This is a genomic window from Amycolatopsis sp. WAC 04182 (genome assembly GCF_003947465.1).
In the GTDB taxonomy this organism is placed as follows: domain Bacteria; phylum Actinomycetota; class Actinomycetes; order Mycobacteriales; family Pseudonocardiaceae; genus Amycolatopsis.
Genome location: NZ_QHJJ01000001.1, coordinates 635,095 through 648,359, shown reverse-complemented (window position 1 = coordinate 648,359; position 13,265 = coordinate 635,095). Strand labels below are relative to the sequence as shown.

Sequence of the window (13,265 nt, the reverse complement as noted above, 5' to 3'; positions counted from 1 at the left end):
TGTGGGGTGAGCGACGGGTTTCGAACCCGCGACCTCCTGGACCACAACCAGGTGCTCTACCAGCTGAGCTACGCCCACCATCGCCGGGCTCGGGGAACTCCCCATCACCTCGGCCGCACTATATTAGCGTGCCCGTTTCGGGGGCTCGCAACGGGTTACCGTTCGTGGCGTTCCTGCACTTCAGCGGCCGCGGCCTTGGCCTGTTCGGTGGTCGGGCCGGGCTGCGGGACGAAGGCGACGCGACGGTAGTAGTCGAGCTCCCCGATGGATTCCTTGATGTCGGCGAGCGCGCGGTGCGCGAGGCCCTTCTCGGGCTTGGCGTAGTAGATCCGCGGGTACCAGCGCCGGACGAGTTCCTTCACCGACGAGACGTCGACCATGCGGTAGTGCAGGTGCGCGTCGAGAAGCGGCATGTCGCGGGTGATGAAGCCGCGGTCGGTGGCGATGGAGTTGCCGGCGAGCGGGGCGACGTTGGCCTCGGGCACGTGCGCGCGGATGTACTCGAGCACGCGCTGCTCGGCTTCTTCCATGGTCACGGTGGAGCGCCGGACCTCTTCGGTGAGGCCGGAGTGGGCGTGCATTTCGCGGACGACCTCCGGCATGCCGTCGAGGGCCTCGTCGTCGGCGTGGATGACGATGTCGACACCTTCGCCGAGGACGTTGAGCTCGGCGTCGGTCACCAGCGCGGCTATTTCGATCAACGCGTCCTTGCCGAGGTCGAGCCCCGTCATCTCGCAGTCGATCCAGACTAGGCGGTCGTTCACCCCGGAACCCTAACCCGACCCGGGGATTCGTGACGCGCGACGTGCGGGTTCGGCGCGTTGCTGGCAGCGTGTGCATCCTCAGGTGAGTCATGTCACAGACCAGGGAGCGACAGTGGTCGAACAAGGTCCAGCCCAGGAGATCGCGCAGGGGTACGTGAGCGAGGGTGCGGCGGTCGAGCTCGGCGCGGTCGTGATCGACGGCAAGGCCGACGCCGCGGCGGCGGTCCGCCTGCCGCTGGCGACGCTGAACCGGCACGGGCTGGTCGCGGGCGCGACCGGTACCGGCAAGACGAAGACCCTGCAGCTGATCGCCGAACAGCTGTCGGCCGCGGGAGTGCCGGTGGTGCTGGCGGACGTGAAGGGCGACCTGTCGGGGCTCGCCGCGCAGGGCGAGAGCAACGACAAGATCGCCCAACGCGCGGAAGAGCTGGGTGACTCCTGGGCGCCCGCCGCGTTCCCCGTGCAGTTCCTGTCGCTGGGCACGGGTGGCAAGGGGTCGCCGATCCGGGCGACGATCACGAGTTTCGGCCCGATCCTGCTGTCGAAGGTGCTGGGGCTCAACGAAACCCAGGAGTCGACGCTCGGCCTGATCTTCCACTGGGCCGATCAGCGCGGTTTGGCGCTGCTGGACACGAAGGACCTCCGCTCGGTCATCACGCACCTGACCAGTGACGAGGGCAAGGAGGACCTCAAGGGCATCGGCGGCGTCTCGGCCGCGACGGCCGGGGTGATCCTTCGTGCGCTGTCCAATCTGGAGGCTCAGGGCGGCGAGGACTTCTTCGGCGAGCCGGAGCTGGACGTCCACGATCTGATGCGCGAGGTCGACGGCAAGGCGATGGTGACCTTGCTGGAGCTGGACAACCTCCAGTCGAAGCCCGCGCTGTTCTCGACCTTCCTCATGTGGCTCTTGGCCGAGTTGTTCGAGGAACTGCCCGAGGAGGGTGACCTCGACAAGCCGAAGCTGGTGTTCTTCTTCGACGAGGCGCACCTGCTGTTCAACGACGCGTCGAAGGCGTTCCTGGAACGCATCGAGCAGACCGTGAAGCTGATCCGGTCGAAGGGTGTCGGCGTGTTCTTCTGCACGCAGCTCCCGACGGACATCCCGAACAACGTCCTGTCCCAGCTGGGCGCGCGCGTGCAGCACGCGTTGCGCGCGTTCACGCCCGAGGACCAGGCGGCGCTGACGAAGACGGTGAAGACGTATCCGAAGACGAAGCACTACGAGCTGGACTCGGCGCTGACGTCGCTCGGTATCGGTGAAGCGATCGTCACCGTCCTTTCCGAGCGGGGCGCGCCGACGCCGGTCGCGTGGACCCGCCTGCGTGCCCCGCGTTCGAAGATGGGCTCCATCGGCGCCGAAGCCATCTCCGCGGCGACGACGTCTTCGGACCTGCACGGGAAGTACGCCGAGACGATCGACCGTGAGTCGGCCTACGAGAAGCTCGCCGCGAAGGTGGCCGCGCCGCCCGCCGGTGAGGCGCCGCCGCCCGAAGCCCCAGCTCCGAAGCCGGAGAAGCAAGAGCCGGGGATGGTCGAGCAGGCGATGAAGAACCCGGCCGTGAAGTCGTTCCTCCGCTCGGCGGCGAGCGCGCTGGGACGGGAGATCACCCGTGGTCTCTTCGGGAACCGGAGGCGGTGAGGAATACCTGACGCGATCTGTCAGGTATGTCCGGCAGGGTCGGCGGCATGACCAACACCGCGACAGCGTCGTTCACCGTGGACGGCTGGGATCCGCAGACCACCGAGAAGACCGAAGGCACCGAGTTCTCGCGGGTGCTGCTGACCAAGACGTTCACCGGTGACGTCGAGGGGAGCAGCGCCGTCGAGATGCTGACGGCGGTGAACGAGACGTCGTCGGCGTACGTCGCCTTCGAGCGGCTGACCGTCTCCGTCGATGGGCGCAAGGGCGGCTTCGTGCTGCATCACTCGGCGGGGGAGAACGGGCATCACCTGATCGTCTTGCCGGGCTCCGGTCACGGTGAACTGGCAGGAATCACCGGAACGGCGGAGATCGTCAAGGACGACGAGGGCAACCACACCTTCACCCTCACCTACGAACTCTGAACGCGGGTGAAGGACTCCTACCCCCGAGGAGTCCTTCACCCGCTCACCGGCTGGGCCGCCCCCTGACGCGGTCCAGGCGGCCGGGTCAGCCGACGATCTGCTCGACGATCTTCTTCGCGTCGTTGACGGGGATCGCGAAACCGATGCCGATGCTGCCGGTCGAGGCCGGGTTGTACAGCGCCGAGTTGATGCCGATGACGTTCCCCTGCGCGTCCACCAGCGCCCCGCCCGAGTTGCCCTGGTTGATCGGCGCGTCGGTCTGGATCGCGGTGTAGCTCGGCCCGGCTTCGTTCGTGGTCCTGCTGTAGGGCGAACGGCGCTCCTGGCCGCTGCTCAGCTCGTCGAGCTTGCGGTTCAGCGCGCTCACGATCCCGGTGGTCACGGTGTTCTGCAGTCCGCCGGGCGAGCCGATCGCGACGACCTGCTGGCCGACGGCGAGCTTGCTCGAGTCGCCGAGCGATGCCGGCGTCAGGCCGTTCGCGTCCTTCGCCTGCAGCACGGCGATGTCGGCCTTCGTGTCGGCGCCGATCACGCTCGCCTTGTACTGCTTGCCGTCCGACAGGGTGACGGTCACGTCGCCCTCGGCGTCGGCGACCACGTGGGCGTTGGTGAGGATGCGCCCGTCCGCCGTCAGGATGACGCCGGAGCCGACCGCCTCACCCTGCGCGGTGGTCACGTTCACCTGGACGACACTCGGTGTCACCTTCGCGGCGACCCCGCTGACGTCACCCGAAGTGGTGTTCCCGACCGGTTGCCCGTTGGCGACCGCGGACGAACCCGTGCCCGACGCCGACGACGCGGAGCCGAGCCCCGCGATCGCCGCTCCGCCGACCCCGCCGATGAGTGCGGCGGCGAGCGCCGTCGCGCTGACGAGGACGGCGATCCTGCCGCCCTTCCTGCGGGGCGCGGGAGGCTGCGGGGTGAAGAGCGGATTCGGCGCGGCCTGCCAAGGGGTGTAACCGGGGTACTGCTGCTGATGCGGCGGCTGGTGCCCACCGGTGGAGGCGGGGCCGGGCCGACTCTCGTTCTCGGTCATGGAACAAGATTCGCGCCCGTACTTGTGAACCGCCTGTGGAAAACCCCAGGGCTTTCCTGAGAATCTCAGTCGAAGAACGCCGGGACGTCCAGCGCTCCGCCCGACGCCTCGAACTCCTCGTGCACAGCGGCGCGGAGTTTCGCGTCAGCCAGGTAGTCGACGGCGGTCAGCGCCAGCCCCAGCGCGCCGTCGACGACCGCGCGATCGCCGTCCGGCGAACCGGCCGCGGCCGCGAACTCCTTGGTGTGCAAGGCGGTCGTCGGTCCGGCGATGGCGATCATCGGGTGGATCGCGGGCATCCGGTAGGAGAGGTTGCCGAGATCCGTCGAGCCGGTGAGGAATTCGGGCACGATCCCTGGCGGCAGCGGTTTACGGCCGGCGTCGACCTGGTGCACCGACCAGCGTCCGGCGAGGGTGGTGTTGAACCGGATCGGCAGATACGCGGGCTGGGCGTCCCACAGGAGTTCGACTACGCAGCCGGTCATTTCCGCCGCGCCGCGCGCGATCGCCGAAACCCGCTCGGCGAGGTCGCGCAGCGTGTCCGGCTGCGCGGAGCGGAGATAGAACAGGAGTGCCGCGCGTTCGGGGACGACGTTCGGCCGCGCGCCGCCGTCGGTGAAGACGCCGTGGACGCGGTCGCTGGAGGGCAAGTGCTGCCGAAGCGCCGCGACTCCCTGGTACGCGGCGACGGCGGCGTCGAGGGCGTTGCGGCCCATGAACGGCTGAGCCGAGGCGTGCGCGCCGACCCCGTGGAACACCATTTCCAGCTGCCGCCTGCCGAGAAACGGGTGCATGGCGATGTCGTGGCTGAACGGATGCAGCATGACCACGGCGTCGACGTCGTCGAAAACGCCCGCGCGGGCCATCGTCTCCTTGCCGCCGCCACCTTCCTCCGCAGGCGTGCCGATCAGCGAGACCCGGCCGCCCAGCCGTCCGGCGACCGCCGCCGCGCCGAGGAAGCCGCCCGCGCCCGCGGTGCAGATGACGTTGTGGCCGCAACCGTGGCCGAGCCCGGGAAGCGCGTCGTATTCGGAGAGGACGGCGATATGCGGCCCGCTGCCGGGGGTGGTCGCGACCAAGGCGGTGTCCAGCCCGCCCGCGCCGATCGTCACCTCGTGGCCGTGCCGCTCGAGTAGGTCGCCGAGCGCGCGGACCGAGCGGTGTTCGGCGAATCCCTCTTCGGGATGAGCGTGCAGGTCTTGGCTCAGCCCCACCAATTCCGCCTCCAGCGCGCGGATCTCGGCGCTGACGGCGTCTCGCGTGGCGGCGTCCGCGCCGTCATGGGGCGAACCGAGGGGTTCGGCCGCGGCGACGGCTTCCGCGGTCGCGTCGACCAGCGAGCGGAGATAGCCGTCGTCGGGAGGGATCGGCGAAGCGTGCTCAGAGCGGATCATTTCCGGATGTTAACTCCTAGCTCGCCCGTGACGATCTGCGTGACACCGGCGTACCGCTCGTCGACGTGGTCGAAGCCGCGCCGGAACAGCTTCACCGCGATCTCGCCGCGGTCGAACATCCGCTGTCCGCTCAGCCTCCCGAGGACGGTGTCCGCCAGCCGCATCGGCTGATCGCTGTGCCGGGCGCTGGTCAGCATCACCAGCGAGCCGCCGGGTTTCAGCACCCGGGCGAACGAATCCAGCGCCGCGTCCGGATCGGCGAACATGTGCAGCGCGGCGAAACAGCAGACGGCGTCCACAGTGGAATCGTCGAGCGGCAGGTCGACGGCGTCGGCGCGCAGATAGGTCACCGAAGGGGGATTGGCCGCGGCGAGCGCCTTCTCCAGCATGGTGACCGAACCGTCGAGCCCGATGGACAGCCCGTCCGGGCCGACCGCTTCGCCGAAGGCGCGGGTGAACCTGCCGGTGCCGCAGGCGACGTCCAGCGCGACCTGGCCGGGGCGCAGGCCGAGCGCTTCGATCGCGATGCGGACCTCGTCCGCCATCGTCGGGCCGTTCAGTCCTTTTGCGACCCTGCCCAGCGCCGGGCGCCAGTACCGCTCGTAGATCATCGGCACGGCGGAGGTGCGCATCAGCCGCTGCGCGAGTCCGGTCGGCGGCCCCGCTTGCGGGATTTCTCCCAGCAGGTCAAGGAAATCCTTCCCGGTGGCGGCGGGCGTGGTGCCCGGCCGCAGCAGGCTTTCGAGACGTTCGCGATGGTCCGGCATGGCTGCTCCCTTCACGGTCCTCACCGGAGAATCTGCCATGACCGGCCCGTTCGCGACATTCCCGCCGCCGCGACCCGAAACTGTCGGTGGCCGTCTCTAACGTCGGAGGGAGTCGCCGTTCCCCAGCCGAAGGAGCCCGAAATGACCGGCTCGATCCTGCAGCACACCGCACCGACCACGCTCCGCATCCCGGTGCGCGGCCCGTTCGACCTCGACAAGTCCATCCGCTTCCTGACCGATTTCCCGCCCGCGTGCCGCGCGGACGCCGCCGCCGAACCCGGCACCCTGCGCTTCGCCTTTCCCGCCGAAGCGGGCTGGGAGCACGTCGGCGCTGCCGTCAGACAGAGATCACCCGGCTCGATCGAAGTGGAGGTCTTCGCCGAAGAGCGGCTCGCCGTCGAAGTCGGCGCCCAGGTCCGGCGGATCCTGTCGGTGGACGTCGACGGCGTCGGCTTCGCCAAGATCGGCACGGCGGATCCCGTGGTGCGCCGCCTCCAGCAGGCGCACCACGGCCTGCGGCCGGTGCTGTTCCATTCGCCCTACGAAGCGGCCTGCTGGGCGATCCTGAGCCACCGGGCGCGGATGTCCCAGGCGGCCACGGTGAAACGACGGCTCGCCGAGGAGTTCGGCAGGCCGGTGGACGTCGGAGGCAAGGTCCTCAGGTCGTTTCCGGCGCCGGACGTCCTGGCCGGGCCGGAGGCCGTGCGCGGGCTGCCGGAGGTGAAGGCCGAGCGGTTGCGCGCGGTGGCCAACGCCGCCAAGGACGGTCTGCTCGACGCCGCGTACCTGCGCGCCATGCCGGTGCCGGACGCGTTGCGCTGGTTGCAGCGTCTGCCGGGGATCGGCCCGTTCTCGGCACAGCTGATCCTGATCCGGGGCGCCGGGCATCCGGACGTCTTCCCCAGTGGCGAGCCCCGGTTGCAGGAGGCCATGCGGGCCGCGTACGAACTGCCGATGGCGCCACCCGAGGAGCTGGAGGAGCTGTCCGCGGTGTGGCGGCCGTTCCGCAGCTGGGTGGCTTTCGCCCTGCGCAACGACGGGGAGTTTCGCACGCGCGGGATCGGGGGTTCGATGACCGCCTGACACGGGACATATCCGGCTTGTGGTGAGCTGGTGAGGTGAGCTCGTCTCCCGCCGAAACGGTTTCCGACATCGCCCAGTCCACCCCGCCCGGCACGATCACCCTGGTCACCGGTGGTCTCGCGCTGCTCGTGGTGCTCTCAGGCAGGCCTTGGCGGATCGCCCGCAACCTGATCACGCTCGTCCACGAGGCGGGTCACGCGCTGGCGGCGGTGCTGGTCGGCCGTCGCCTGCAGGGCATCAAGCTGCACTCGGACACCTCCGGCGTCACGGTCTCCCGTGGCAAACCGGAGGGCCCGGGGATGGCGTTCACCGCGCTGGCCGGGTACCCGGCTGCCGCGGTGCTCGGGCTGGTGTTCGCGGGGCTGCTCTCGTCGGACCTGATCACCGTCGTGCTGATCATGACGGCGTTGATGCTGCTGGGCGTGCTGGTGATGGTGCGCAACACCTACGGCGTGTTCACCGTGGTCGCCAGCTCGGTGGTGCTCGGGCTGGTCGCGCTGGTGGCGCCCTCGTGGTTCCAGGCGATCTTCGTCTACCTGCTGACCTGGTTCCTGCTGTTCGGCGGTGTCCGGCCGGTGGTCGAGCTCCAGATCAAGCGGCGCCGGGGTGCGGCCCGGGATTCCGACGCCGATCAGCTCGGCAGGCTCACCGCGATGCCCGCGGTGCTGTGGGTGCTGGTGATGGCCGTGCTGACGGTGAGCTGTCTCTTCGCGGGCGGGTTGTGGCTGCTGGAGCCGACCGTCGCCTGACCGGGGCGGTACGGCAGACTGATGGCTCGTTCCGCGCGGAAGGAGTCAGCAGATGGATGAGGTCGCCAAGGCCGTCGAGGAATGCGCTCGATCGGCGAAACGGGCCGCGCCGTCGCTGGCCGCCGCCACCGCGGAGGCGATCGACGCCGCGCTGAACGCCATGGCGGACAAGCTCGTCGAGCACGCCGACGTCGTGCTCGAGGCGAACCAGGCCGACATCGCCAAGGCACGCGAGGACGGCATGAGCGCGGGCCTGCTCGACAGGCTCACCATCACTCCCGAGCGGCTGACCGGCATGGCCGAGCAGCTCCGTCTCCTGGCGGGCGCGCCGCATCAGGAGCGGTCCGTCGACGTGTCCACTTTGGACGGAGGGCTGCGGCTGGTGGAGCGTCGTCGTCCGGTCGGCGTGATCGGCGCGAACTACGAGGCGCGCCCGAACGTCACGGTGGACGTCGCCTCGCAGCTGGTGAAGTCGCGCAACGGTGGCGTGCTCCGCACGGGTTCCGCCGCGCTCGGCTCGGCCCAGCGCCTGCGCGAGACCGTGATCGCCCCCGCGCTCGCCGAGGCGGGAATCGACCCGGACGTCATCCAGCTGGTGCCACGCGCCGAGCGTGAAGCGGCTTCCGCGCTGGTTCGTTTTCCCACGCTCGTGCCGCTGGTCATCCTGCGCGGCAGCGGTGACAGCACCCGGGCGCTGGCCACCGAGGCGGCCGTCCACGGTGTCCGGACGCTGGCCCACGCGGACGGCGGCGGCGTGTTGTACGTCGACGAAGCGGCCGACACCGACAAGGTGCGCGACCTGGTCTTCAACAGCCTCGACCGGCTCGGCGTCTGCAACCGGTTGAACCTGCTGCTGATCCACGAGGCCGCCCACGACCGCGTCTGGCCCGGCATCTCCGGCGCGCTGGCCGAACGCGGGGTCACGCCCTCGCTCGCCCCGCACGAGCACGCCATCGGCTACGAATGGGCGCTCGACTCGGACCGCGAAGCGACCGTCACCGTCGCGAAGGTCTCCGGCCTGCCCGAAGCGGCGGAGATCGCCAATGAGCGGACCTCCGGTCTGGCCGCCGGCATCGCGACCGAAAGCAGCGAAGCGGCCGACGCCTTCTTCGACGCGTACACCGGCACCGGCGTCTTCTGGAACGCCCCGACCCGGCTGCTCGACGGCTTCAAGCTCCTCGCCGTCCCCGAGACCGGCATCAACCTGGACAAGGTCCCCGGCCCGCGCGGTCCGGTCACCTACACCGATCTCTACGTGCGGCAGTACGCCGTGCTGCCGGATGTTCGCTGACCTGCGGTAACGCAGATCGGAGCCACGTGGGGCCTGAGGGCTTTCCAGGACAGTTACCGCAGGTCAGCCCACGTTTGTTTCCTCTCGCCCCGGAGCGTCTGGGAGCGTGCGGGTTGCGCGGGTTGGTCCTACGTGTCCCACGTTCATCCTCGACGGCTGAGAGGGGTGGGTGCTCGCCGAGAGCTGCGAGCATCCGGGCGCGCGCCTCTGGCGTTCCTGCACGTAGCCAGCCAGCTCTTCGAGGTCGGCGTGGTCCATGGTCCGCTGGACCTGGAACACGTCGGCTCCGCCTTCGATCGTCCGTGTCGCGTAGCCGCGGCGTGCCGCGTAGCCAGTCTTCGGCGTCACTCCCTGACCACGGGCAGCTTCGCGAAGCCGACGGCCGAGGGTGTCCGGGGCGAGAACGCCGCCGCGACCGTTCAGGAAGACCAGCGCACTGTCGCACTCCGCACCGTCGAAGTGAGCGATTCCGCAACCGCCCGTAAGCACTCGTCGGGCCAGCCGCCGCTTCGCGATCTCGATCACTTTCGTGGTCGGCGGCACGCGTCGCTCGTCCGGCGGTCTCGCCAGGGCGGACGCCGCATTCCAGCGCGAAGGCGGCCGCGTTGACGTGCTGCTCGATCAGCTTGTGCCTGCCGTGCTTGCCCGCGCCGAGCTTCTCCGGTTCCCCGACCTCGATGTACTTCTTCGCCCGCTTCGGCCGCCGGGTCATCCCGACACCGTGGCACGAGGTGAACGAAAGCTTCTCCGGCGGCCTGCGCCGCGGGCGGATGGTCATCATCGGCGCCCGGCCCGGCGAAGGAAAGTCCGTCGCCGCGCACCAACTCGCCGAGCACGCCGCCGCCGACGGGCACCCGTCGGTGATCTTCTCCGTGGAGATGGGACGGCTGGAAGTCGCCGGCCGCATCGTGTCCAACGGCGCCACCGTCGAGAGGGGCGAGATCACCCGACGCGACCTGTCCGAGACTCGTGGAACCAGTTCACGACTACCGGGCCCGCGCGCAGGACTTCCCGCTGACCATCGACGAACGCCCCGACTTGACGCTGGGCTACATCGCCGCGCAGTGCCGCGCGCTCAAACGGTGCCAAGGGCCGCGGAAAGGCCATGCTGTCGGATCTGCGCGAGTCCGGCGGCATCGAGCAGGACGCCGACGCCGTGCTGCTCTTAGCACGTGGATACGACGAAAACGGCGACCCCAACGGGATGCTCAACCTCAACATCGCGAAGAACCGCTTCGGGCGCATGGGCGAACACGAATCGGCTGCCCGAAATTGTGAAGAGTGCGGGATTCGTAATTAACCTATATGTATTCAGGTCAAGCGCGTAACTGACGCTTGCGGTCTGCTTCTCGTCAGGTTTCCACCGTCCGGCGGTAGCCCTTCGGTGGGTAGCTCTGACTTACTTGACCATGTCGTTGCTTGTTAATGTATCGGGTCTTAGGGGGAATGCTGCAGAATTCGCGTTTCCGATTTCGTAGGCGCGTACTGGGTGGAGTGTTTGCCATTGGCGCCATGTTCTCGCTCGCTCCGGCAGCGCTTGCCGCGCCGAGCGAGGTCAACGCGCCGGTCGATGTCAGCGAGGCTCCGGCGAGTACTGGTGACTTGCCAATCGCGCGCGAATGCAGTCCGATTCCGAGTCTGAACAACTCACTGATCTGTGTTAGCACCGGCCCCGGGATCCCGACAACGGTGTGGTTCGACAATCGTAGTGGTTCGAACTACGGTCCGACTCAACTCAAAGTCAGCGGGCTGAATACGGGCCTGGTTCGCTTCTCGGCGGTCTTTACCTCCCGGCCGGGGGCAATCAATGGTGCCGAATGGTCCGGGTTTGCGAATGACTGTTACTACGGTGCGGTCAAGGTTCCCGGTCGTGACTACTTTCATCGCACTGCCAAGCCCGCCTGTGTCTAGGTGGTGTGGTTCTCAAGTACGGTGAAGCTATGGAAACCCCGCGGTCAGGTGGCCCTGAAGAGGAACCGGGAAGCTCATGTGAGCTGAACGGGATCGACATCGCCGTGGATGGTGGGGCGATGCGGCCGATTGCCTGCCCTCAATGCGGCTCGACGGCTCCGCTGACCGTCTTGGCGGACGCGACACTCGTCTGCCCGGAACAGCACACTTTCACGAACTCCGCGATCGTGCCTGAGACGACACCGGCCGCCCTGCGCAGGCTCGGTGCTGTCGGTTCCCCGGCGGTAGAGGAAGAAGGCGCAGCGCCGTAGGCGAAGTTCCGAGCGCTCGCGAGCGCTGGTGTGAAACTGTGAAGAGGTCAGGCAGTCGCGGCAAGGCCGGGACTGCCTGACCTTACTTATGTCAGGGTCTTCGACCTGGGATCGGCCGGCATCTGCGCGGGCTCCGCGAGGAGACCGGCATCGCCGCATCAGACGCAGCGAAGGACGCCTTCAGCCCAGCCCACCTTGACACTCGGCTCAAGAACCCCCGATTCGCCACTCACGCCCACTTCGGCAGCGCGGTAGCAAAGGTCCCTTGCTCCCACGACGCCCGGCAGGGGATCAGCGACGCCGCCGCTTCGACCGAGGCCGAGGTGGCAACGAGTCCGCGGTGGCGTCCTCGACTTCCTCCGGAGCGGGCGCGGGAGAAGGAGTGGCGTCGGCCAGCCCCAGCATCTCCGCGGCGAGCTGCTGCGACGAGGCGAACATGCCCGAAGGCCGGTCCCGCGCCCGGCGCAGGGACGAAGGCCGCAGCCGGTTGTAGCCCCGCACCGACACTGGCCGCCGCGAGCGGACCTCGTACTGCGGGAATCCCGAAAGCTCGCCTGCGAGTTCCTTGTCGACCAGGATGGTGCCCGGCCGCGCGGTCGAGGTGAGGCGGGCGGCGAGGTTCACGACCGAGCCGTAGACGTCGCCGAACCGGCTGAGGATCCGGCCCGAAGCCAGCCCGGCGCGTACGGAGGGCAGGGTCTCGTCGGCGTCGGCGCGTTCGGACAGGGCGAGGGCGATCTCGGCCCCGTCGACGGCGGAATCGGCGACGAACAGGACCTCGTCGCCGATCATCTTCACGATCCGCCCGTGGTGATCCGCGACCACCTCGGTGGCGACGGATTCGAACCGGTCGAGGATGTCGGTCAGCTCTTCTTCGTCGACCTGCCTCGTCAGCCGGGTGTAGCCGACCATGTCGACGAATCCGACCACTTCGGTCCTCGCTTCGAGGTCTTCCTCCGGCATGGCCAGCGCCCGGCCCGCGTAGGCGGCCAGGTGGCGGCGCCAGACGAATTCCTGCACCTTCTCCAGCTCGGGCAGCAGCCGCTCGACGAGCCGCCCGATCTGGCGTTCGCTGCTGCCGATCTCCTTGTTCTCGGTGATCATCGTCCACAGCATGTGGACCTGCCATTCCGCGAGGCGCGAAAGGTGCTGGCCCAGTGCGCGCGTCACGGCCAGCTCGATGCTCGGATCGATCAGCCCCGAGTTCATCAGCTGGTCGGCCGTGCGGATCGCTTCGATGTCGGCGTCGGTGAAGACGACCTCGTCGTCGTCGACCGTCGCGAAGCCGAGCGCACGCCAAAGCCGCCGAGAGCGTTCCTCGGGAACGCCTGCCTTCTCGGCGACTTCGAGCCGGGTGTACTTGCGCCTACCACCGAGCAGGATCCGTTCGAGGCGCTGTTGCAGCGCGTCGGGCGAGATCTCGCCGGGTTCGGGCATCAGGTGGTGTGGACGATGAGCACGTCCACCCCGGACTTCCGCGCGACCTCGGACGGCACGGAGCCCAGGATGCGGCCCGCGAGCGTGTTCAGCCCGCGGTTGCCGACCACCAGCAGGTCCGCGGAGCGCTCGGCGACGACCTTGCGCAGCGAGTCGACCGGGTCGCCGACGACCGCGGCGGTCTCGATCGTCTTCGCGCCGGCCTTCGCCGCCCGGTCACGGGCGGACAGGAGGGTGTCTTCGGCCGGTGCCGAGCCGACGACCTGGTACGCCTCGTCACCGAGGACGTCCTGCGCCTTCTCCACGTCGCCCTTGTTGGCGGGGTAGTAGGCGCACACGATGACCAGGGTCGCTCCGGAGTCCCCGGCGACACCCGCCGCCCGGTCGACCGCGGCGAACGAGGAATCCGATCCGTCCGTGCCCACGACCACGGTCCGATATGCAGCCATCCGCAACCT

Annotated in this window: 14 protein-coding genes, 1 tRNA gene and 1 pseudogene; 8 read left to right on the top strand and 8 right to left on the bottom strand. The window is 68.8% G+C overall.

Going from position 1 to position 13,265, the window contains the following annotated elements; translation table 11 throughout:
• Window positions 1-2 precede the first annotated feature (2 nt).
• Together DMH01_RS03205 and orn are read right to left on the bottom strand one after the other, a co-directional pair.
• Window positions 3-78 (bottom strand) — tRNA-His (locus DMH01_RS03205).
• 77 nt (window positions 79-155) lie between these two features.
• The gene (gene orn / locus DMH01_RS03200; protein ID WP_125673607.1) at window positions 156-764 is read right to left on the bottom strand and encodes an oligoribonuclease; all 609 of its coding nucleotides are present in this window, start codon (window positions 762-764) and stop codon (window positions 156-158) included.
• 112 nt (window positions 765-876) lie between these two features.
• On the opposite strand from orn, the gene DMH01_RS03195 reads away from it, so the two are divergent.
• On the top strand, window positions 877-2,403 hold the full coding sequence (locus DMH01_RS03195) for a helicase HerA-like domain-containing protein (protein WP_125673606.1): 1,527 nt from the start codon (window positions 877-879) through the stop codon (window positions 2,401-2,403).
• A gap of 47 nt (window positions 2,404-2,450) precedes the next feature.
• On the top strand, window positions 2,451-2,828 hold the full coding sequence (locus DMH01_RS03190) for a DUF3224 domain-containing protein (RefSeq protein ID WP_125673605.1): 378 nt from the start codon (window positions 2,451-2,453) through the stop codon (window positions 2,826-2,828).
• A gap of 85 nt (window positions 2,829-2,913) precedes the next feature.
• On the opposite strand, the gene DMH01_RS03185 is transcribed toward DMH01_RS03190, so the two are convergent.
• From DMH01_RS03185 to DMH01_RS03175, 3 genes are all read right to left on the bottom strand, one after another.
• Window positions 2,914-3,864, bottom strand: a complete 951-nt coding sequence (locus tag DMH01_RS03185; RefSeq protein WP_125673604.1) for a S1C family serine protease — start codon at window positions 3,862-3,864, stop codon at window positions 2,914-2,916.
• Between the two features lie 65 nt (window positions 3,865-3,929).
• Window positions 3,930-5,258 (bottom strand): M20 family metallopeptidase, encoded by a 1,329-nt coding sequence (locus DMH01_RS03180; protein WP_125673603.1) that lies wholly within the window; start codon window positions 5,256-5,258, stop codon window positions 3,930-3,932.
• The gene (locus DMH01_RS03175; protein WP_125673602.1) at window positions 5,255-6,025 is read right to left on the bottom strand and encodes a class I SAM-dependent methyltransferase; all 771 of its coding nucleotides are present in this window, start codon (window positions 6,023-6,025) and stop codon (window positions 5,255-5,257) included. The genes DMH01_RS03180 and DMH01_RS03175 overlap by 4 nt, the downstream gene beginning before the upstream one ends.
• 141 nt (window positions 6,026-6,166) lie before the next feature.
• Here DMH01_RS03175 and DMH01_RS03170 point away from each other — a divergent pair, with 141 nt between their 5' ends.
• Genes DMH01_RS03170 through DMH01_RS03160 form a run of 3 tightly spaced genes read left to right on the top strand, consistent with a single transcriptional unit; the run spans window position 6,167 to window position 9,148 of the window.
• A complete protein-coding gene (locus DMH01_RS03170; protein ID WP_125673601.1) occupies window positions 6,167-7,108 on the top strand; it encodes a DNA-3-methyladenine glycosylase in 942 nt (313 codons plus the stop codon).
• 35 nt (window positions 7,109-7,143) lie between these two features.
• Entirely contained in the window at window positions 7,144-7,857 is a 714-nt protein-coding gene (locus DMH01_RS03165) for a M50 family metallopeptidase (protein ID WP_125673600.1), read from the top strand.
• A gap of 52 nt (window positions 7,858-7,909) precedes the next feature.
• Window positions 7,910-9,148: an aldehyde dehydrogenase family protein gene (locus tag DMH01_RS03160; protein WP_125673599.1), complete on the top strand. Its 1,239-nt coding sequence runs from the start codon at window positions 7,910-7,912 to the stop codon at window positions 9,146-9,148.
• A 63-nt stretch (window positions 9,149-9,211) separates the two neighbouring features.
• On the opposite strand, the gene DMH01_RS43645 is transcribed toward DMH01_RS03160, so the two are convergent.
• Window positions 9,212-9,691, bottom strand: coding sequence for a tyrosine-type recombinase/integrase (locus DMH01_RS43645; RefSeq protein WP_158633183.1), 480 nt, complete (start codon window positions 9,689-9,691; stop codon window positions 9,212-9,214).
• Window positions 9,692-9,825: 134 nt separating this feature from the next.
• On the opposite strand from DMH01_RS43645, the gene DMH01_RS43640 reads away from it, so the two are divergent.
• The 3 genes and pseudogenes from DMH01_RS43640 to DMH01_RS03140 all read left to right on the top strand — a co-directional run bounded on the left by DMH01_RS43640 (window position 9,826) and on the right by DMH01_RS03140 (window position 11,059).
• The gene (locus DMH01_RS43640) at window positions 9,826-10,317 is read left to right on the top strand and encodes a DnaB-like helicase C-terminal domain-containing protein (protein ID WP_125673598.1); all 492 of its coding nucleotides are present in this window, start codon (window positions 9,826-9,828) and stop codon (window positions 10,315-10,317) included.
• Window positions 10,245-10,448, top strand: a pseudogene (locus DMH01_RS03145) (DnaB-like helicase C-terminal domain-containing protein); the annotation flags it as partial. The gene DMH01_RS43640 and the pseudogene DMH01_RS03145, both read left to right, overlap by 73 nt.
• A gap of 212 nt (window positions 10,449-10,660) precedes the next feature.
• Window positions 10,661-11,059 carry a hypothetical protein gene (locus DMH01_RS03140; protein WP_125673596.1) on the top strand — a complete coding sequence of 133 codons (399 nt, stop codon included), beginning with the start codon at window positions 10,661-10,663 and terminating at the stop codon, window positions 11,057-11,059.
• A 602-nt stretch (window positions 11,060-11,661) separates the two neighbouring features.
• On the opposite strand, the gene DMH01_RS03135 is transcribed toward DMH01_RS03140, so the two are convergent.
• Both DMH01_RS03135 and DMH01_RS03130 read right to left on the bottom strand, forming a co-directional pair.
• Complete coding sequence (locus tag DMH01_RS03135; RefSeq protein ID WP_125673595.1) at window positions 11,662-12,807, bottom strand: adenylate/guanylate cyclase domain-containing protein; 1,146 nt, start codon at window positions 12,805-12,807, stop codon at window positions 11,662-11,664.
• A complete protein-coding gene (locus tag DMH01_RS03130; protein ID WP_007031721.1) occupies window positions 12,807-13,256 on the bottom strand; it encodes a universal stress protein in 450 nt (149 codons plus the stop codon). Before DMH01_RS03130 ends, DMH01_RS03135 begins: the two co-directional genes overlap by 1 nt.
• Between the last annotated feature and the right edge of the window lie 9 nt (window positions 13,257-13,265).